Here is an 18,340-nt window from a genome sequence, read left to right as displayed (position 1 = left end):
TTTAAAATTTTAAATAATTTAATTTTTTATAATGCTATTTGGGAAAACGACAGGGCTTTCAAATCCGTTTTTATTGATAGATGCCACACCAAAATAATAATTATCAATAACGATACCTTCTAATGTGAAAGCTGTAATGTTGCCCACAGTTCTGCTATGATCCCAAGTTGGAGACGTGGTGTCTCTCCAGTAAATTTTATAACCAACAGCACCTTGAACCGTATTCCATTTTAATTTAGCCGATGCTTGAACAATACCTCCAATGGCTACGGTAGATGGAGCAGGAGCGGCAGACGCCAAAGACGCTAAATTAATGGCGTTTACTGCTGTTAATTTCTTAGCATAATCAAAGTTTACGTGTTCAAAAGTATCTCCATATTCAATACCATTTTCGGTACGAACGTCTTGATGTTGTTGCGTATAATTTTCGTGAGCTTCCATGATACGGACTCCCGCATAGCCTAAATCGTTAAAGGGACGGTGGTGACCACCTCTTCCAAAGCGATCTAATCTGTAAATCATCATAGGATTCATTTCTGGCATATACGTTTGTGTGGTTTTATGAATATATCGTGCTAATTGACGAGAAATACCATCGACTTCACCTCCATAAAAACGACGAGATTTTCGCTCTTTTTCTGTTTCAGTTTGCGGTACAGGTTCTGAAAATATTCGGAAAGATCTGTTATCGATCACTCCATCTACACCTTCAATATTACCAATCATATCATTATTAAAGACTCCAATAATATCCCAGTTATTCGCTTTGACATAGGCTGCAAATCCAGCACCTCCAAATAACCCTTGTTCTTCACCAGATAAACCTAAATATACAATACTGTTTTCAAATTTATACTTAGATAATACACGAGCGGCTTCGATAGTACCAGACATTCCTGATGCATTATCATTTGCTCCGGGGGCATCGGTTTTAAAATCCAAAGTATTGCTAGCTCTAGAATCGATATCTCCCGTCATAATTATATAACGGTTTGGGTAAGTTGTACCTTTTTGAACGGCTACAACATTCACCACCCAAGTGTCATGGGGTACTCTTGCGTTACTTTTTTTGGTTACAAAATCTTTCTGATAAAATACATTTAGGCAAGAATTGCAAGTGCTGGAAATCGAATCAAATTCATTCTTAATCCAACGTCTTGCAGCGCCTATCCCTTGTGTATTAGATATGGTATCACTAAACGTATTACGTGTACCAAATTCTGTAAGTGTTTTAACGTCTTCTTTAATGCGGTCTGCAGAAACCGAATCAATAATACTGTATATTAATTGATGGTTTTGAGCAGATAATAACATGCTACTACAACAAAATAGTAAGCATAAATATAAACGACACGTCATAGTAGTTCTCAAATAAAATTTAATGTTAAACAAAAGTCTTTAATAGTTCACGAACTTCATCTGTGTTTTTAATGTGGTATTTCGCACTTGTTTTCTTGAAACCTACTTTTACTGTATAAGCTGAGTCAGGCAATTCTTCAAACATATATTCGTCTGTCCAATCGTCTCCAATAGCAAACATAAAATCGAAATTATCTTGAGTAAGTAAACGTGCGGCTGCTCGCCCCTTATTGACATTACTGCTTTTTATTTCGGTGACTTTATTTCCTTTTAAAACGGTAAGACCATGGTTCTCAATTAAACTATTAAGTACTGTGTTTAACTCTGTCGTTCTTACTTGCGCTAATTCAGGATCTGTTTTTCTGTAATGCCATGCTAAAGAATATTTCTTCTTTTCTATAAAAGTTCCAGGCGTTCTATCTACAAACGTTTCTAAAACGGGAAGAATATTTTCCATCCAATCATTTTTAAGACGCTCTAGCATAGTCCATTCTTGATCTTTTTCTTTTAGCCAGACACCGTGGTCGGTAACTAAAGTATAATCTTTTCCTGCGAACCAATCTTCAAAAGTTTCTCGATCTCTACCACTAATAATTACAAGCTTTACACCCTCATTAGCGTTTATTTTATCTAATAATTCAAATAATTCAGCGTCAGGTCTACAGTCTTTTGGATTGTCTTTAAATCCGACTAAAGTGCCATCGAAATCCAATAATAAGAGTTTTTTCTTTGCATTTTTGAATGCTTTTGAAATATCCTGCTTTAATTCAGGGTTTAATCGTTTAGAAATAAAAATTTCATCTTGATCTTTAGTAGAATCTAATGCTTTTAAAAATTCTTCGGCCCATTTTTCGACACTATAACGTTCTAATCTATTTTGAAGAATTTTAATTCTATTTTGCTGTTCTTCAATAGGCATTTCTATAGCTTGCTTAATGGTATCTGCTATTTGATCGAAATTATTAGGGTTTATAAGTAGCGCTTCGTTCATCTCTTTTGAAGCTCCCGTCATTTCACTTAATATAAGGACACCGTCTTGATTGGTACGTGTAGCCACATATTCTTTAGCTACTAAATTCATTCCATCTCGTATAGGCGTAATTAAAGCAATATCTGATGTGGTGTATAAATCGATTAAATTTTCAAATGGCATAGAACGATAAAAATACCAAACAGGAGTCCAACTTACGGTAGAGAATTTTCCGTTAATCCGTCCTACTAATTCGTCTGTTTCACGTTTTAGTTTCTGGTATTGAGGGACGTTAGAACGCGAAGGCACAGCGAGTAAAATTAGTCTTACTTTTTCCTTATATTCAGGATATTTAGTTAAAAAATATTCGAAAGCTCGTAATCGTTTCGGGATCCCTTTAGTATAATCCAGTCTGTCTATAGACAGTATAATTTTAGCATCGGAATCAGATTTTATGTGTTCATCTAAACGGCGTTGTAGTTCCGTACGTTCCTTTTTTTGCTGCGTATTGTTAACTAAAGCCGCATTATAAAATTTATTGTAATCGATTCCCATTGGGAAAGAATCTACTTTTATGGTGCGGTCGTGATAATCGATATTATTAAAATTCACTTCTAATCTTAAAATACGTTTTATAGAACTTAAGAAATGACGTTCGTAATCGTAAGTATGGAAACCAAGTAAATCGGCACCAAGCATACCTTCTAATAATTCTTCACGCCAAGGGAATGTTCTAAAGATTTCGAAAGATGGAAATGGAATATGTAAAAAGAAACCGATAGAAATGTTCGGTTTTTTGTCTCGAATTAATTTAGGAAGCAATAATAATTGATAATCATGTACCCAAACGGTATCTCCGTCATTAACATTTTCGAGAACAACATCTGCGAATTTTTGATTTACGGCTTTGTAAGATTCCCATTCTGCATGTTCAAAAGACGTATATTCCATGAAATAATGAAATAAAGGCCAAAGTGTTTTATTACTGAAACCGAGGTAAAAATTATCGACATCTTCAGTAGTTAGAGGAACAGTGACACATTTTTCTTTTGTGACCTCTTTTTTTATTTCTTCTTTTAATTTTGGAGTAAGTTCTTCTTCAGTTAATCCTGACCAACCTATCCAAATGCCATTGCCTTCGGCATGTACAGATTTCATTCCTGTCGCCAAACCACCAATACTTGGTTTGATTTCGAGCTTAGAATCTTCTAATTTTACTTGTAAAGGGAGTCTATTTGAGACTATAATAGTCTTATTCATGGGGTTGAATTTTGATTAGCAATAAGTTTTTCGTTAATTTAAAGAAAAATAGGTTGCTAACCATATAAAATATAAAATTTAATGAATAATTTAGATTATGGAATTATAGGAAATTGCAGAAGTGCTGCACTCATTTCGAAAACAGGATCTATTGATTGGTGTTGTTTACCAGAATTTGATTCAAGTTCTGTTTTTGCTAAGCTTTTAGATGAAAATATTGGAGGGCAATTCGGATTTTCCGTAGACGACAGCTACACTATTACACAAAAATATCTTAACAATACAGCTATTTTGGTCACTTCATTTAGTAATGGAGTCGATGCTTTCGATATTTTGGATTTTATGCCGAGATATCATAAAACTTCAGGAGGTTACCAATCGCCTCCAGAAATTATCCGATTTTTAAAATATAAATCAGGACGCCCAAAATTCACTGTAGATTATGCTCCAAAATTGGAATATGCTTTAGGTGAAACAAATACTTATATAAAGGATGACTTTATTGTAAGTTTGACCGATAAGGAAAAATTTGATACCTTATTTTTATATACAGATTTAGATAAGGATGCTGTGATAAATGCTAAAGAAATTGAACTGACAGAAGATGCTTACTTCTTAATAGGTTATAACGAGAAAATATTTAAGCCAGATGTTCAAAAGGCATATATCGAGTTTGAACGTACCAAAGTGTATTGGTTAAACTGGATGGATAAAACGCCTGCTTACGAAGGATATACTAAAGAAATTAACCGAAGTGCAATTACTTTAAAACTGTTGACTTACGATAAGTCAGGAGCTGTTTTAGCTGCGGCCACAACGTCTTTACCAGAAACAATAGGAGAGGTTCGTAATTGGGATTATCGTTTTTGTTGGATTCGAGATGCATCGATGGTGGTGAAAGTGGTATCACATTTAGGTCATAAAAATATTGCAAAGCGTTATCTAAAATTCATTATTGATTTAATTCCAGATAAAGATGAAAAGCTTCAGATTATGTATGGGATTAACAAAGAGAAAAAGTTAACCGAAGAAACCTTAGATCATTTAAGCGGTTATAAAGGGTCTAAACCAGTACGTGTTGGAAATGCAGCTTACGAGCAAAGACAGAACGATATTTACGGTATTTTAATGGATGTTATTCACCAACAATTAGTTAATTTTAAAACTGATATTGAAAACGGTGAAGAAATTTGGACCATTACAAAAGGAATCGTTTGGGTGGTTAACAAGCACTGGAAAGAAGCAGATAAGGGTATCTGGGAATTTAGAACAGAAGAACGTCATTTCACCTTTTCTAAAGTATTGTGTTGGGTTGCTATAGATAAAGCGATTAAAGTTGCTGAAATTTTAGGAAAAACAGCTAAGTTGAAAAAATGGATTCCTTTAGAACAGGAAATTAAAGCAGATATCATGAAGAATGCTTGGAACGAAAAGGTACAAGCATTTACACAATCTTATGGTTCAGACGATTTAGATGCTTCTGTTTTATTAATGGAACCTTACGGATTTATAGATGCTAAAGATCCTAAGTATGTGAGTACTGTAAAAGGTATTGAGCGGGATTTAAGCAACGACGGATTACTGTATCGTTATAAAAATAAAGATGATTTTGGATTACCATCTTCATCGTTTACAATTTGTACATTCTGGTTTATTAATAGTTTATATAAGATAGGAGAGGAGCAAAAGGCGAAAGCCCTTTTCGATCAGTTATTATCGTATAGTAATCACTTAGGTTTATTTAGTGAAGACATAGATTTTGAGACCAAAAGATTGTTGGGTAACTTCCCACAAGCATATTCTCACTTAGCATTAATTGAAACTGCAATTAACTTATCGAAAGTCACAGACGAAGAAAAAGTTAAAGTGTGTATGAGAGATAATGTCGATGAAAATGACAAATTATAAAATGTGATTTAAATTATCATACATAAAAATAAGAGGCCAATTCTAGTATAGAATTGGCCTCTTTAATTAAAAGTAATTTGAATTAGTCATGCATTATTTTTAGAAACAATATTTGTTTTCTGATTTTACTTTTTCTGCGATTTCGTTTCTTAAATCTACAATATCTGGGTAATTTACATATTTTGTAAAACGTTTAAGTCCCATTAACATCATGCGTTGTTCGTCTCCTTCAGCAAAAGAAATAATACTCTCTTTTCCTTTTTTCTCAACAATGTCTACAGCTTGATATAAATATAATTTAGACATTGCGATTTGCTCTTTCTGAGAATCTTCTCCAAAACGCTTAGCATTCTTTTCGGTTCTTAAAATAGCCGATTCCGCCATGTAAATTTCGATTAATATATCTGAAGCAGCCATTAGCAATTGTTGGTGCTCTTCTAGAGCAGGTCCGAATTTTTGAACGGCAGCACCGGCAACCATTAAAAATACTTTTTTCAATTTAGCCACCATTGCTTTTTCTTCCGAAAGTAATGCAGAGTAATCAGGAGTGTCGAAAGACGGAATTCCCATAAGATCTTCTTGAACCTTCATGGCTGGACCTAATAAATCCACATGACCTTTCATTGCTTTTTTTACTAACATTCCTACGCAAAGCATACGGTTAATCTCGTTAGTTCCTTCGTAAATTCTAGCGATACGCGCATCTCTCCAAGCTGCTTCCATAGGCGTGTCTTCAGAGAACCCCATTCCTCCAAAAATCTGAATACCTTCATCTGCACAATGTTGTACATCTTCTGAGACGGCTACCTTTAAAATAGAACATTCTATAGCGTATTCTTCAACACCTTTTAATTCTGCTTCTTGATGTGTGTTTCCGGAAGCCTGACGCATGGCGATACGGTCTTCAATATTTTTTGCCGCTCTATAAGATGCAGATTCACCAACATAAGCATTCGTTGCCATTTCAGCTAGTTTTACTTTTATCGCTCCAAAATCTGAAATAGGCGTTTTAAATTGTTTACGTTCATTAGCGTATTTAACTGCGGTTGTTGTTATACGACGCTCAGAGTCTAAACAGGCAGCAGCGAGCTTAATACGACCAATATTTAAAGCATTCATCGCGATTTTAAAACCTTCACCACGACCTGCTAACATATTTTCTGCAGGCACGACGGTATCGTTAAAAAAGACTTGTCTTGTCGAAGAAGCGCGAATACCTAATTTGTGTTCTTCTTCTCCTAAAGTGATACCATTTGGACTGTTTTTATCAAATTCTACGATGAAACCTGTAATGTTTTTATCGTCTTCGATACGTGCAAAAACAATCATTAAACTACAAAACCCTGCGTTCGAAATCCACATTTTTTGTCCGTTAATCACATACGATTTCCCATCGTCTGAAAGTTTCGCAGTTGTTTTACCTGAATTGGCATCACTACCAGCGCCCGGTTCTGTTAAAGCATAAGCTCCAAACCATTCGCCTGTTGCTAATTTAGGTACGTATTTTTGTTTTTGTTCTTCGGTTCCATAAAGTGTAATTGGCATGGTTCCAATTCCTGTATGCGCACCAAAAGCGGTACTAAAAGATCCCGTTCCACTAGAGATATAGTCGCAAGTTAACATGGTCGATACAAACCCCATTCCGAGTCCGCCATATTCTTCGGGTACAGAAACTCCCAGAAAACCAAGTTCTGCAGCTTTACGCATCACTTCTTCTGTAAGCGCGTAATCTTTCGCTTCGAACCTTGCTTTATGCGGAATTATTTCACGGTCGTTAAATTCAATAACGGCTTCTTTCATCATTTTTTGCTCCTCAGAAAAATCCTCAGGAGTAAATATATCATCACAAAGGGTTTCTTTTACAAGAAATTGCCCGCCTCTAATTATATCTTTTTGTTTAGTTTCCATGTTTTTAGTTGTTTGTATTTGAGAAAATAGATAATAGAATAAAGAGCATAGATTATTGACTTAAGCTATTTTGAAAACTCATTGTCATTCTCTGAAATTCTTCTAATTTATTTTCTAATTGTTTTAATGTTTCTTGGTTTATATATTGTCTGTGATGTCCTATTAATAATTGCGTTCCTAATTCAAAAGAAGAGCCTAAAGAAATGTTTAAAAAATGACTAAAAGATTTGTTTGTTCTAGACGAACCTTCTGCAATGTTGCTTGGTATTGATACAGAACACCTGCTTAATTGAGAACTTAAATCGTACATTTCATGTTTTGGAAAATTTAACAATAAATCAGAAGTATCATTAGCAATTTCCAATCCTAGCTTCCAAATTTTTAAATTCTTATAATTATGACGTGTACTCATCTTTAGCGTCCCTTTTCTCTCTTCTATGCTCTATTATCTTACATCTTAATTTAGGAACTCAAAAATCCCACAAGCACCTTGTCCTGTACCTACGCACATGGTTACTGCACCATATTTCCCTTTCATGTTTTGTTTACGCATTTCGTCAAACAGTTGTACAGATAATTTAGCTCCTGTGCATCCTAGTGGGTGACCTAAAGCTATAGCACCTCCGTTTACGTTTACAATATCTGAGTTTAAATCCAACTCACGAATGACGGCTATAGATTGAGACGCAAAAGCCTCGTTTAATTCTATTAAGCTTAAATCCTCTTGTTTCAATCCTGCTTGTTTAAGTGCTTTCGGAATCGCTTTTACCGGACCAATTCCCATGATACGAGGCTCGACACCTGCGGCTGCATAATTTACTAAGCGCGCTATAGGTTCTAGTCCTAATTCTTTCACCATATCTTCGCTCATAACCATAACAAATGCAGCACCATCACTAGTTTGAGATGAGTTACCAGCTGTTACACTTCCGCCTGCAGCGAATACGGCTCTCAGTTTAGATAATGCCTCTATAGTTGTTCCTGCTCTTGGACCTTCATCTTTGGTTATTGAATATGATTTTGTTGCTTTTTTTCCGTTAGTATCAATATAGGTTTCATCGATATTAATTGGCACAATCTGATCTTGAAAGCGGTTTTCGGCTTGTGCTTTTAACGCTTTCATATGCGAATTGTAGGCAAACTCATCTTGATCTTCACGAGATACTTTAAACTGAGTTGCTACAGCTTCAGCAGTATTTCCCATACCCCAATAATAGTCTTCATGTCCAGATTTTACGATGTCGTAATTCAGTTCTGGTTTATACCCTGTCATCGGAACAGAACTCATGCTTTCGGCACCACCAGCGATAATACAATCGGCCATACCAGATCGTATTTTTGCTGTAGCCATTCCGATTGTTTCAATTCCAGAAGAACAAAAACGATTGACGGTTACGCCAGGAACATCTACAATATCTAATCCCATAAGTGAAATTAAACGCGCCATATTAAGTCCCTGTGAGCCTTCTGGCATCGCGTTACCAACAATAACATCGTCGATACGTTTTGGATCTAAACCAGGCAATTCCTTCATCATATGTTTGATGGTTTCGGCAGCTAATTCATCCGTTCTTTTAAATCGGAATACACCTTTATGTGCTTTTCCAACTGCTGTTCTATATGCTTTTACTATATATGCTTGTTTCATATTAGCCCCCTAGCCCCCGAGGGGGAATGCCTATTAGGGGTAAATAGGATTTTATGTGTTATTTCTTATATTTTACTAGGTTCAAATAGTATTGAACTCATTTTAATTTTCCCCCATTGGGGGTTAGGGGGCCACTAGTTTCTTAAAGGTTTTCCTGTTTTCAACATATGCTGAATACGTTCTAAAGTTTTACGCTCTGTACATAGACTTAAAAAAGCTTCGCGTTCTAAATCTAATAAGTATTGTTCGTTGACTAAAGTCGGCTCAGATAAATCTCCACCTGCCATAACGTAAGCTAGTTTATTCGCTATTTTCTGATCGTGCGGACTAATAAAACGGCTGGCTTCCATAGAATCTGTTCCTACTAAGAACATTCCTAAAGCTTGTTTTCCTAACACTTTAATGTCGGTACGTTTTATAGGTTGCGTATATCCAGATTCAGCCATTAATTTAGCATGTGCTTTAGCAGTTGCAATTTGTCTGTCTCTATTTACGACCACAACATCTTTACCGTGTTGAAGTAAACCTAAATCGAAAGCTTCGTATGCTGAGGTTGATACTTTTGCCATACCAATGGTTAAGAAATACTCTTGGAGCGTATTCAATTCTACATCTCCTTTTTTGAAAGTGTCTTGCGCTCTTAACGTCATTTCTTTAGAGCCACCACCACCAGGGATTACACCAACACCAAATTCTACAAGTCCCATATATGTTTCTGCAGCAGCAACTACTTTATCGGCGTGAAGCGATAATTCGCAACCACCACCAAGTGCCATACCGTGAGGTGCAGAAATGGTAGGAATAGAAGAGTAGCGCATGCGCATCATAGTATCTTGAAAATACTTAATGGCCATGTTTAATTCGTCGTACTCTTGTTCTGCAGCCATCATAAAAATCATTCCAATGTTTGCTCCAACAGAGAAGTTTGCACCTTGATTTCCGACGACTAAACCTTGAAAATCTTTTTCAGCTAAATCAATCGCCTTATTAATTCCAGCTAAAACATCACCACCAATGGTGTTCATTTTAGATTGGAATTCGCAATTCAAAATACCATCACCTAAATCTTCAATAACAACACCTGAATTCTTAAAGACTTCATTTGATTTTCTTATGTTATTCAGAATGATGAATGCATCTTGACCAGGAACTTTTTCTTGTTTTTTGGATGGAATATCATAAAAGTATGATGCACCTTGTTTTACCGCATAGAAAGATGAAATCCCAGAAGCTAACATATCGGTAACCCATGCTGCTGGTTTAAAACCTTCGGCCTCCATGATTTTAATTCCTTTTTCGACACCAATAGCATCCCAAATTTGGAAAGGTCCATGTTCCCAACCGAAACCCGCTTTCATGGCATCATCAATCTTATATAATTCGTTTGAGATTTCAGGAATTCTATTCGAAGCATAAGCGAATAAGGCAGCAAAGTTCTTTCTATAAAAATCTCCTGCTTTATCTTTTCCTGCAACTAGTACTTTAAAACGATCGACAACCTTATCAATCGATTTCGTTAATTCTAAAGTCGCAAAATTTGCTTTTTTGTTTGGACGATATTCTAACGTATTTAGGTCAAGTGACAAAATATCTTTAGTTCCATCTTTATGACGTTCTAGTTTATAGAATCCTTGTTTTGTTTTACTTCCTAGCCATTTATTTTCCATCATTTTACTAATGAAATCTGGCAATTTAAATAGGTCATGACGTTCATCTTTGGGAACGTTATCATACAACCCATTAGCAACATGAACTAAGGTGTCTAAACCTACAACATCTACCGTACGGAAGGTTGCCGATTTCGGTCGACCAATTACGGGACCGGTAAGTTTATCGACTTCTTCGATCGTTAAATCCATGTCTTTTACTGCATGGAATAAACTCATTATGCTGAAAATCCCAACACGGTTTCCTATAAATGCAGGTGTGTCTTTAGCAACAACAGATGTTTTTCCTAAAAACTGTTCACCATATCCATTTAAGAAATCTAGAACTTCGGGAGAAGTTTGTGGTCCTGGAATAATTTCGAATAATTTTAAGTAACGTGCAGGATTGAAAAAGTGAGTTCCGCAGAAATGTTTCTGAAAATCTTCTGAACGACCTTCACTCATAAAGTGAATTGGAATTCCAGAGGTATTAGAGGTTATTAAAGTACCTGGTGTTCTATGTTTTTCAAGATTTTCGAACACTTGTTTTTTAATGTCTAAACGTTCGACAACAACCTCAATAATCCAATCGACATCTTTCACCTTAGCAATATCATCTTCTAAGTTACCTGTCGCAATACGACTTGCAAATTTTTGATGATATATAGGAGAGGGTTTGGATTTTAAAGCAGCAGAAAGCGAATCGTTGACCATTCTATTTCTAACTACGTCGTCTTGTAACGTTAATCCTTTTGCTTGTTCGATAGCATTAAGTTCTCTTGGAACGATGTCTAGTAAAAGTACATCTACGCCAATATTGGCAAAATGACAAGCGATACCGCTTCCCATAATTCCAGATCCAATTACTGCTACTTTTTTTATTCTACGTGTGCTCATTTTATTAAATAGGCTTTCGTTAATATATTTTTTTGTTTGAAATTAAATCGTTGATCACTTCTGCAACTTCGTAAAAATGGTTAATTTTCTCTACTGAAATATTTTCTCTTACAGCTTCGTTGAAAAGGAGAACATGATCTCTTGAGATTTCTCGTTTTTGTTTTCCGAAATCGGTTAAGTAAATTAATACACCACGGCCATCCTTAGGATTTGGTTTTCGTTCTATAAGCCCTTGTTTTTCTAGATTCTTTATAATTCTAGATAAGCTTGTCGCTTCCATGCCCATTTTTGGGCCTAAAGAGGTTGACGGTGTTCCTTTTTCGGGATCTATACTTAGTAAAGCGAATCCGGTGGCCATTGTACTATCAAATTTAGCACCTTGTTCGTTATACATTTTGTTAACAGCTAACCATGTGGTTCTTAGTACATAGTCGATTGTTTTATCTTTCATTTTCTTTTTTTGTCTAAACCAAATATAGTAAAAAATATTATGCATGCATAATAAAAACAAAATTTTAACGAAAGATATAGACAAAAAAAACTCCTTATTTTTATAAGGAGTTTAATAATTTAAGGACGATATATAGATTCTATCAAAGGTTTGTATATTTCTTTGATGTTTTTTCGTTTTAGCTTTAAGGTCGGAGTGAGGTGCCCTAATTCTATCGACCAAGTTTCTGGAGTAATTTTAAAAACTTTAATTTGTTCCCAATTACCAAATTTTTTGTTTGCGAAATCTATTTCTCTTTGAACACGATTTAAGAATTGTTCATTGTTTAAGATTGCGGACATATCGCTAGTATCCAACTTATGACGTTTTGCCCATTCTTTTATAAAATCGAAATTTGGCTGAATTAAAGCAGCTGGCATTTTTTCGCCTTCACCAATAACCATAACCTGTTCTATAAAACGGGATTGTTTTAATCTGTTTTCTAAAACGGCAGGGGCAACATATTTACCACCACTTGTTTTAAAAATTTCTTTTTTACGATCGGTAATTTTTAAAAAACCTTCCGTATCAATTTCTCCTATATCACCAGTATGGAAAAAATCTCCAGTCATTACGGAAGCTGTTTTTACAGGATCTTTGTAATAGCCTAACATAACATTTGGACCTTTTACAAGGATTTCTCCGTCTTCAGCTATTTTTACTTCAACCTTATCGATTAGTTTTCCAACCGTTCCAACTTTGAAACCAAAATTTCTTTCGTCGTTAACAGAGATAACAGGAGAGGTTTCGGTTAAACCATAGCCTTCCATTATTGGTATGCCTGCTGCTGCAAATGTTCGTGTTAATCTAGATTGTAATGGCGCACTACCAGATACCATTAATTGTATATCCCCACCTAAGCCTTCTTTCCATTTACTAAAAATTAATTTTCTAGCTATGCTTAATTGTTTTTCGTACCACCAGCCATTTTTTCCATAAGGTTCATACTTAAGGCCTAAGTCTAGAGCCCAAAAGAATAATGCTTTTTTAATGCCTGTTAATTCACCTCCTTTAGCAACAATTTTGTCATATACTTTTTCGTATAATCTAGGAACAGCCGTCATAACATGCGGGTGGACTTCCTTTAAATTATCACTCATTTTATCGATGGATTCGGCAAAATAAATCTCTACACCACAATATTGGTATAGATAGAGTAGCATGCGCTCAAAAACATGGCAAATAGGTAAGAAGCTTAACGCACGGGAAGCTCCCTTATCGAAAGGTACTCTGCTTTCACTGGCTAAAACATTGCTTACTATGTTCTCATGAGATAACATAACACCTTTAGGTGTACCTGTAGTCCCAGACGTATAGATTAAGGTCGCTAAATCGTTAGGCTTAACGTTTGCTTTGTGCGCTTCCACTTCTAGTTGGTTAGATTTATTCTTTCCTAGTTCTAAAAGATCTTTCCAGCTATTTTCATTCGGAATGTCATCAAAAGTATACACGCCTTTTAATTGGGTGTTGCCTTTAATTTTGTTCAATTTATCTAAAACGCCTGTATCTGAAACAAAACAGTATGTAGCTTCAGAATGATTTAAGATATATTCGTAATCTGTTTCAGAAATTGTTGGATATATAGGTACATTTTGAGCACCTATTTGTAAAATACCAATATCCATTACATTCCACTCCGTTCTATTATTCGTAGAAATTACAGCTATTTTATCGTTTGGTTTTATGCCAAGACGAAGTAAGCCTCTGCTAATAGCATTGGCTTGATCTATATAGTCTTGTGTGGATAGAGATACCCACTTATCTCCGTATTTTGTTGTTAAAGACTTATTTAAATTATACTTCTCTAACTGATAATACGGGAAATCAAATAATCGTGTTATGTTTATCATGAATCGAAAATGTGAATCAGTATTGTAAATTATATTATTGTCTAAGACATTACAAATTTACAAATATTAAATTATAATTAATATGAATGCTAATTAGTTATTAATCTTGTTTTATATGTTGTAATATAGTAAGAATTTAATAACTGAAGAGTTTTTTTTAGCAACTTTAATTGGCTGGAGTAATAGATTTAGCATTATTTTAAGAGTTATATGCCGTATTCTGTGATTTTATTCAAGAAAAATAATTAAAGTTTTAAATGTTTTTTATCAAATCTTATCCCAGTATAGTAATAAAAAGCTTAAAATAAAAAAGACTGTCTTTTTGCAAAGACAGTCTTATAATATGAGTTGTTTTATTTACTTGCGACCCCGGCTTAGCACCTTGTATTCTTCGTAACATCCACTAATGGCGTCAAGAATCTGAAGGTCTGTAGCTGTGTTTATAAAATCTTTAGAGTAATTACATTGTCTAACAATTTCATCTAAATCTACACGATCTACTTGCAAAAGAACGGTTAACATTTCTCGGTCGAAACGTGAGGATAGTAAATTCCTAATCTCATCGTTTTGTTTCATTTGCTTCAGTTTTTTCATTTCCTGAGCTTTTTTTCCGAAGGTATTGTATAAGAAATCGGCGGGATTAAATATAGAACTTAATATCTTATTTACGCCATTACCTTTTCCTGCCTCGTACCCGTATTGTAATCCCGAAATACTATATTGGTAATTCGTGTTAATTGGAACTTGCGCGATATCTACTTCTAAATAACCCGTAAGTCTAAACTGGTTTACAATAACTTCTTCTAATGCTAATGCTAATTCTGTTAAAGCAATCGTTGAACTTCCGAATTTTATCCAGTCGTTTGTAACTTTTACTTTTATAGATTTAAAACCTAAATAAGATAGATGAAGCGTGTCGTTAGCTTTCGCTACGATTTCAAACTCACCTTTCCCATTTGTTGTGCTACCTGTAACTTGATTAATATTTACAATATTCACGCCTTCTAGAGGTTCGTCGTTAGAACCATTAATAATTACCCCAATTACATTTGTGTTACCCTCTTGGGCAAATACAATTGAAGATGTAAAAATCAGAGCTAAAAGGAAAAAAATATATTTCATTATAATTTTGTTAGGCATAAAAGTAGCAAACTAAATAACAATTTAGAAGAAGATTTATTTCTTTTGACTAAATATTAACAGATTGCTTAGCGTCTAGAACGTCTTGGTCTAGATGAAGACGAAGAATCGCTTCTTCTGTCTGAACCAGAGTCAGAATTTGAACGTCTTGGTTTAGAGTCAGAATCAGAATTTCTTCTTCTTCCATCTCCGCTTGGTTTAGAACGTCTTTCTCCTCTAAATCCACCTTCTTTTCTATCTCTACTACGACCACCGCCGCCACCGCCACGACTTCTGTTACCACCGCGACTACCGCCACCTTTGTTTTCTGTTTCTTCAACATTAACAAAACGTCCGTCGTGTTTATAATCAGTAAAGAATTCTAATATTTTTCCTTTAATTTCTTTTTCAGTATTAAAGAAAGAGAAGCTCTCTTTAACATCCACTTTAAAGACATCGTCACGACCTAATTCTAAAACTTCTTTTAAGAAATCTTTTAATTTCATCCAGTCGAAACCATCACGAGTACCAACATTAATAAAGAAACGAGCAGAATCGTCGTTGCTTACATGTTCTCTAGTTTCTCTATCTCTAGAGTTTTCAGCGACGTTTAAATCTTTAGATTTTTGGTAGTAATTAAAGAAACGTGTGAATTCTACAGAGAAAAATTTCTGAATTAATTCGTCTTTAGTTGTATCAGCAAATAATGTATTAATACTATCTAAATGCTTATCAATTTCAGGGTTAATTTCTGTACCGTGTATTTTATTTGCTAGAGACATTAGTTGAACTTCACAAATTTCCATTCCATCTGGAATTTCTTTTTTGATAAATTCTTTTTTAATGATACGCTCTATACTTTTAATCTTTCTAACTTCACTTTTAGAAACAATTACCATAGAGATACCTGTTTTACCAGCACGTCCAGTACGACCAGAACGGTGATTGTAGGTTTCGATTTCGTCAGGTAATTGGTAGTTAATTACGTGAGTAATATCGTCTACATCAATTCCACGAGCAGCAACATCTGTTGCAACTAACATTTGGATTTGTTGGTTTCTAAACGATTTCATTACTAAATCACGTTGGTTTTGGCTTAAATCACCGTGAAGTGCTCCAGCGTTATAACCATCTTCAATAAGTTGTTCTGCTACTTTTTGAGTATCACGTTTTGTTCTACAGAAAATAACAGAGAAAATATCTGGATTAGCATCTGCTAAACGTTTTAATGCTTGGTAACGGTCTCTAGAGTTTACTAAATAGTACTCGTGAGATACTTGCGTACTACCTTCGTTTTTATTTCCTACAGTAATTTCGGTAGGATTATGCATGAATTTTTTAGCAATAGTTGCAACTTCTTTTGGCATAGTTGCAGAAAATAACCACGTGTTTTTATCTGCAGGTGTGTGCGATAAAATATCTGTAATATCTTCTTTGAAACCCATGTTAAGCATTTCATCTGCTTCATCAAGTACACTATAAGTAATCTTAGAAATATCAACCATGTTACGGCTAATCATATCTTTCATACGTCCTGGAGTTGCAACAATAATTTGAGCACCACGTTTTACGTCTCTTGCTTGGTCTTGGATACTAGATCCACCGTAAATAGCAACAACGTTTAAACCTTTACAATATTTACCGTAAGCTTTAATTTCGTTTGTAATTTGTAAACAAAGTTCACGAGTAGGAGATAAGATTAACCCTTGAGTTGTTCTACTGCTTATATCAATTTTTTGAAGCATTGGGAAACCAAACGCAGCAGTTTTACCTGTTCCTGTTTGTGCTAATGCAACTAAATCTATTTCACTTTCTAATAATAATGGGATGGCTTTGTCTTGGACTTCACTAGGGGTTTCAAAGCCCATATCGGTAATAGCGCGCAATAAGTCTTCATTAAGACCTAAATCTTGGAATGTGTTCATTCTTGTAATAAGTATTCGATTAAAGTATGTAAGTGTTAAACTAGAAGGGAATCGACATACTTAACCTTAAACTTCCAAGTAACACATCCTCTCTCTGAGGAATTTAAAGCTGCAAAGGTAGTGTTTTATTCCGAATAAACTAATTATGATTAATTTATTGTAAATCAGTGTTTTAATTTATGATTCTAAACTGTTTAAATATTTAACCAATAAAGAAACCGCTTTACCACGATGACCAATAGTGTTTTTTTGACTTAGAGGCATTTCTGCGAAGGTTTGTTGTAAACCTTTTGGCCTAAAAATAGGGTCGTAGCCAAATCCATCTGTACCGTGTTGCGTTTTCGTGATATCTCCCTCACAAATGCCTGTAAATGTTTCCATTTTATTTTGAAGTGATAAGGCGATAACTGTTTTAAAATTAGCGTCTCTGTTCGAAGACTGTTCTAAATCTGTTAGGAGCTTTTTCATGTTATCTAGAGCATCTCGTTGCGGACCTGCAAAACGTGCAGAATAGACACCTGGAGCACCATTTAAAGCATCTACTTCTAAACCTGTATCGTCTGCAAAACAATCGAAACCATAATTATCTTTTACGTATTCTGCTTTTTGAATTGCATTGCCTTCAATCGTAGGTTGAGTCTCTGGAATGTCCTCAAAACACTCAATATCGGCTAAACTTAAAAGCGTGATATGACTTGGGATTAAGGATTGAACTTCCTTTATTTTATTGTTATTGTTGGTAGCGAATACGAGTTTCATACTTTAGTTTGGAGCTTTATATGGCTAAATTAATATTTTAAAATGATTTTGAATTGAAAATCCATAAAATAGACATTTAGCATATAATTTGTTTTTGGAATGAAATTGATTAAAAACATGATTTTAAGTTAAATACATTTTAATACCGAATCTGTAACGCTTAAAACTGATTATTTCACAATTATTTATGATGAATATCATATGAAAACACACTGTTTATTATTAACTTTATGGGAGAACATAAAATACGATCTATGACTATAAACATTCAATACATTCATATGGCGACTAGTGAAGCTATGAATGCGCACGTAACCGAAAAACTGAATAAATTAGCTTTAAAATACGATTGGATTATTTCTGCAGAAGTCGTTTTCGATACGATCCAGAAGGAAAAGGAAGATGGTAAAATTTGTAAAATTGAATTGAGCGCTCCTGGGCCTCGAATTTTTGCATCTTCACAAGAAAGAACGTACGAAATAGCAGTTAAAAATACGATTGCAGATTTAGAAACTCAACTTAAAAAACGAAAACATATATTGGTAAATTCATGATTTACAAGGCTTACAAAGTAACGGATGATAAGATTTATTTTTTATCA

Annotated in this window: 13 protein-coding genes; 2 read left to right on the top strand and 11 right to left on the bottom strand. The window is 34.6% G+C overall.

Translation table 11 applies throughout. The annotated features are described in order from the left end of the window. Positions 1–18: 18 nt before the first annotated feature. Both ACFFVB_RS13315 and ACFFVB_RS13310 read right to left on the bottom strand, forming a co-directional pair. A complete protein-coding gene (locus tag ACFFVB_RS13315) occupies positions 19–1,314 on the bottom strand; it encodes a M28 family peptidase (protein WP_382383471.1) in 1,296 nt (431 codons plus the stop codon). Between the two features lie 70 nt (positions 1,315–1,384). Beyond that, complete coding sequence (locus ACFFVB_RS13310; protein WP_382383469.1) at positions 1,385–3,589, bottom strand: bifunctional alpha,alpha-trehalose-phosphate synthase (UDP-forming)/trehalose-phosphatase; 2,205 nt, start codon at positions 3,587–3,589, stop codon at positions 1,385–1,387. Between the two features lie 81 nt (positions 3,590–3,670). On the opposite strand from ACFFVB_RS13310, the gene ACFFVB_RS13305 reads away from it, so the two are divergent. Further along, entirely contained in the window at positions 3,671–5,497 is a 1,827-nt protein-coding gene (locus ACFFVB_RS13305) for a glycoside hydrolase family 15 protein (RefSeq protein ID WP_382383468.1), read from the top strand. A gap of 99 nt (positions 5,498–5,596) precedes the next feature. On the opposite strand, the gene ACFFVB_RS13300 is transcribed toward ACFFVB_RS13305, so the two are convergent. The 9 genes from ACFFVB_RS13300 to ACFFVB_RS13260 form a co-directional block, all read right to left on the bottom strand. Further along, positions 5,597–7,405, bottom strand: coding sequence for an acyl-CoA dehydrogenase FadE (locus ACFFVB_RS13300; protein ID WP_382383466.1), 1,809 nt, complete (start codon positions 7,403–7,405; stop codon positions 5,597–5,599). 52 nt (positions 7,406–7,457) lie between these two features. Beyond that, complete coding sequence (locus tag ACFFVB_RS13295; RefSeq protein WP_382383464.1) at positions 7,458–7,817, bottom strand: four helix bundle protein; 360 nt, start codon at positions 7,815–7,817, stop codon at positions 7,458–7,460. A gap of 45 nt (positions 7,818–7,862) precedes the next feature. Beyond that, positions 7,863–9,053: an acetyl-CoA C-acyltransferase gene (locus ACFFVB_RS13290; protein WP_382383463.1), complete on the bottom strand. Its 1,191-nt coding sequence runs from the start codon at positions 9,051–9,053 to the stop codon at positions 7,863–7,865. 134 nt (positions 9,054–9,187) lie between these two features. Continuing rightward, positions 9,188–11,596 (bottom strand): 3-hydroxyacyl-CoA dehydrogenase/enoyl-CoA hydratase family protein, encoded by a 2,409-nt coding sequence (locus tag ACFFVB_RS13285; RefSeq protein WP_382383462.1) that lies wholly within the window; start codon positions 11,594–11,596, stop codon positions 9,188–9,190. A gap of 19 nt (positions 11,597–11,615) precedes the next feature. Beyond that, on the bottom strand, positions 11,616–12,047 hold the full coding sequence (locus ACFFVB_RS13280) for a MarR family winged helix-turn-helix transcriptional regulator (protein ID WP_382383461.1): 432 nt from the start codon (positions 12,045–12,047) through the stop codon (positions 11,616–11,618). A gap of 119 nt (positions 12,048–12,166) precedes the next feature. Further along, positions 12,167–13,936, bottom strand: coding sequence for an AMP-dependent synthetase/ligase (locus tag ACFFVB_RS13275; protein ID WP_382383459.1), 1,770 nt, complete (start codon positions 13,934–13,936; stop codon positions 12,167–12,169). Between the two features lie 357 nt (positions 13,937–14,293). Next, complete coding sequence (locus tag ACFFVB_RS13270; RefSeq protein ID WP_382383457.1) at positions 14,294–15,058, bottom strand: carboxypeptidase-like regulatory domain-containing protein; 765 nt, start codon at positions 15,056–15,058, stop codon at positions 14,294–14,296. A gap of 86 nt (positions 15,059–15,144) precedes the next feature. Continuing rightward, positions 15,145–16,980, bottom strand: coding sequence for a DEAD/DEAH box helicase (locus tag ACFFVB_RS13265; RefSeq protein WP_382383455.1), 1,836 nt, complete (start codon positions 16,978–16,980; stop codon positions 15,145–15,147). 177 nt (positions 16,981–17,157) lie between these two features. After that, complete coding sequence (locus ACFFVB_RS13260; RefSeq protein WP_382383454.1) at positions 17,158–17,739, bottom strand: non-canonical purine NTP diphosphatase; 582 nt, start codon at positions 17,737–17,739, stop codon at positions 17,158–17,160. A gap of 254 nt (positions 17,740–17,993) precedes the next feature. Here ACFFVB_RS13260 and ACFFVB_RS13255 point away from each other — a divergent pair, with 254 nt between their 5' ends. Then, positions 17,994–18,293, top strand: a complete 300-nt coding sequence (locus ACFFVB_RS13255) for an HPF/RaiA family ribosome-associated protein (RefSeq protein WP_382383453.1) — start codon at positions 17,994–17,996, stop codon at positions 18,291–18,293. The last annotated feature ends 47 nt before the right edge of the window (positions 18,294–18,340 follow it).

Origin of the sequence: Formosa undariae (genome assembly GCF_042427615.1) — a bacterium.
Classification (GTDB): Bacteria; Bacteroidota; Bacteroidia; order Flavobacteriales; family Flavobacteriaceae; genus Formosa; species Formosa undariae.
The sequence above is the reverse complement of the archived record's forward strand: the minus strand, read 5'-3'. Positions and strand labels throughout refer to the sequence as shown.

Excerpts from the sequence above, each read along its gene's own strand:
- ACFFVB_RS13315 (WP_382383471.1), bottom strand. The coding sequence starts at position 1,314 with ATGTTATTATCTGCTCAAAACCATCAATTAATATACAGTATTATTGAT.
- ACFFVB_RS13310 (WP_382383469.1), bottom strand. The coding sequence starts at position 3,589 with ATGAATAAGACTATTATAGTCTCAAATAGACTCCCTTTACAAGTAAAA.
- ACFFVB_RS13305 (WP_382383468.1), top strand. The coding sequence starts at position 3,671 with ATGAATAATTTAGATTATGGAATTATAGGAAATTGCAGAAGTGCTGCA.
- ACFFVB_RS13300 (WP_382383466.1), bottom strand. The coding sequence starts at position 7,405 with ATGGAAACTAAACAAAAAGATATAATTAGAGGCGGGCAATTTCTTGTA.
- ACFFVB_RS13295 (WP_382383464.1), bottom strand. The coding sequence starts at position 7,817 with ATGAGTACACGTCATAATTATAAGAATTTAAAAATTTGGAAGCTAGGA.
- ACFFVB_RS13290 (WP_382383463.1), bottom strand. The coding sequence starts at position 9,053 with ATGAAACAAGCATATATAGTAAAAGCATATAGAACAGCAGTTGGAAAA.
- ACFFVB_RS13285 (WP_382383462.1), bottom strand. The coding sequence starts at position 11,596 with ATGAGCACACGTAGAATAAAAAAAGTAGCAGTAATTGGATCTGGAATT.
- ACFFVB_RS13280 (WP_382383461.1), bottom strand. The coding sequence starts at position 12,047 with ATGAAAGATAAAACAATCGACTATGTACTAAGAACCACATGGTTAGCT.
- ACFFVB_RS13275 (WP_382383459.1), bottom strand. The coding sequence starts at position 13,936 with ATGATAAACATAACACGATTATTTGATTTCCCGTATTATCAGTTAGAG.
- ACFFVB_RS13270 (WP_382383457.1), bottom strand. The coding sequence starts at position 15,058 with ATGAAATATATTTTTTTCCTTTTAGCTCTGATTTTTACATCTTCAATT.
- ACFFVB_RS13265 (WP_382383455.1), bottom strand. The coding sequence starts at position 16,980 with ATGAACACATTCCAAGATTTAGGTCTTAATGAAGACTTATTGCGCGCT.
- ACFFVB_RS13260 (WP_382383454.1), bottom strand. The coding sequence starts at position 17,739 with ATGAAACTCGTATTCGCTACCAACAATAACAATAAAATAAAGGAAGTT.
- ACFFVB_RS13255 (WP_382383453.1), top strand. The coding sequence starts at position 17,994 with ATGACTATAAACATTCAATACATTCATATGGCGACTAGTGAAGCTATG.